This is a genomic window from Actinopolyspora sp. BKK2, assembly GCF_011291845.1.
Classification (GTDB): Bacteria; Actinomycetota; Actinomycetes; order Mycobacteriales; family Pseudonocardiaceae; genus Actinopolyspora; species Actinopolyspora saharensis.
The window spans coordinates 1-1,545 of sequence record NZ_JAANTE010000019.1 but is presented as its reverse complement, the minus strand read 5'-3'; the positions used below and the strand labels follow the sequence as shown (position 1 = coordinate 1,545).

1 rRNA gene is annotated in these 1,545 nt (G+C 61.2%); it reads right to left on the bottom strand.

Annotated elements, in window-relative coordinates:
- Positions 1-23 precede the first annotated feature (23 nt).
- Positions 24-1,545, bottom strand: a 23S ribosomal RNA gene (locus G9Q41_RS21650); the annotation flags it as partial.

Sequence of the window (1,545 nt, the reverse complement as noted above, 5' to 3'; positions counted from 1 at the left end):
GTGGGGGTGTGCGTGGGTGTGTGGGGGGTTCGTCGTTCGGCCGGTTAGTACCCGTCCACTGAACACATTGCTGTGCGTGCATGTCGGGCCTATCAACCCAGTCATCTGCTGGGGGCCTTATCCCACAGTGTGGGGGGAGACGTCATCTTGGGGTGGGCTTCCCGCTTAGATGCTTTCAGCGGTTATCCATGCCGAACGTGGCCAACCAGCCATGCCCCTGGCGGGACAACTGGCGCACTAGAGGTTCGTCCGTCCCGGTCCTCTCGTACTGGGGACAGCTCCCCGCACGTCTCCACACGCGCGCGGCGGATAGGGACCGAACTGTCTCACGACGTTCTAAACCCAGCTCGCGTGCCGCTTTAATGGGCGAACAGCCCAACCCTTGGGACCCACTCCAGCCCCAGGATGCGACGAGCCGACATCGAGGTGCCAAACCATGCCGTCGATATGGACTCTTGGGCAAGATCAGCCTGTTATCCCCGGGGTACCTTTTATCCGTTGAGCGACACCGCATCCGCATGCCGGTGCCGGATCACTAGTCCCTGCTTTCGCACCTGCTCGACCCGTCAGTCTCGCAGTCAAGCTCCCTTGTGCACTTACACTCGCCGCCTGGTTTCCGTCCAGGCTGAGGGAACCATTGGGCGCCTCCGTTACCGTTTAGGAGGCAACCGCCCCAGTTAAACTACCCACCAGGCACTGTCCCTGATCCGGGTCACGGACCGAGGTTAGACGCCCGGAACGACCAGAGTGGTATTTCACCAGCAACTCCCCCCACACTGGCGTGCGAGGTTCCCAGTTTCCCACCTATCCTACACAAGCCGAACCAGACGCCCATACCAAGCTGTAGTAAAGGTCCCGGGGTCTTTCCGTCCTGCCGCGCGAAACGAGCATCTTAACTCGTCCTGCAATTTCGTCGGGTCCGTGGTCGAGACAGCGCCCAAGTCGTTACGCCATTCGTGCAGGTCGGAACTTACCCGACAAGGAATTTCGCTACCTTAGGATGGTTATAGTTACCACCGCCGTTTACCGGCGCTTCGGTTCGCCGCCTCACCCACCCGCAGGCAGGTTCACGGCTCCCCTTAACGTTCCGGCACCGGGCAGGCGTCAGTCCGTATACCGCGTCTTACGACTTCGCACGGACCTGTGTTTTTAGTAAACAGTCGCTTGGGCCCATTCTCTGCGGCCACCACCAGCTCACCCCGCACAGGGGGATCACCAGCCATGGCTCCCCTTCTCCCGAAGTTACGGGGACATTTTGCCGAATTCCTTAACCACGGTTCGCCCGCTCGCCTCGGTATGCTCTACCAGACCACCTGTGTCGGTTTCGGGTACGGACCACGTGCCCCCTCGCTAGAGGCTTTTCTCGGCAGCCGGGGATCACCCACTTCGCCACACTGGCTCGGCCTCCGGTCTCACACCACCAACCGTCCGGATTTCCCTGGACCGTCGTGCTACACCGTTACCCCGGGAACAACCATCGCCCGGGCTGGGCTACCCTTCTGCGTCACCCCATCGCTGACCAACACACCCACCAACCACAACCAC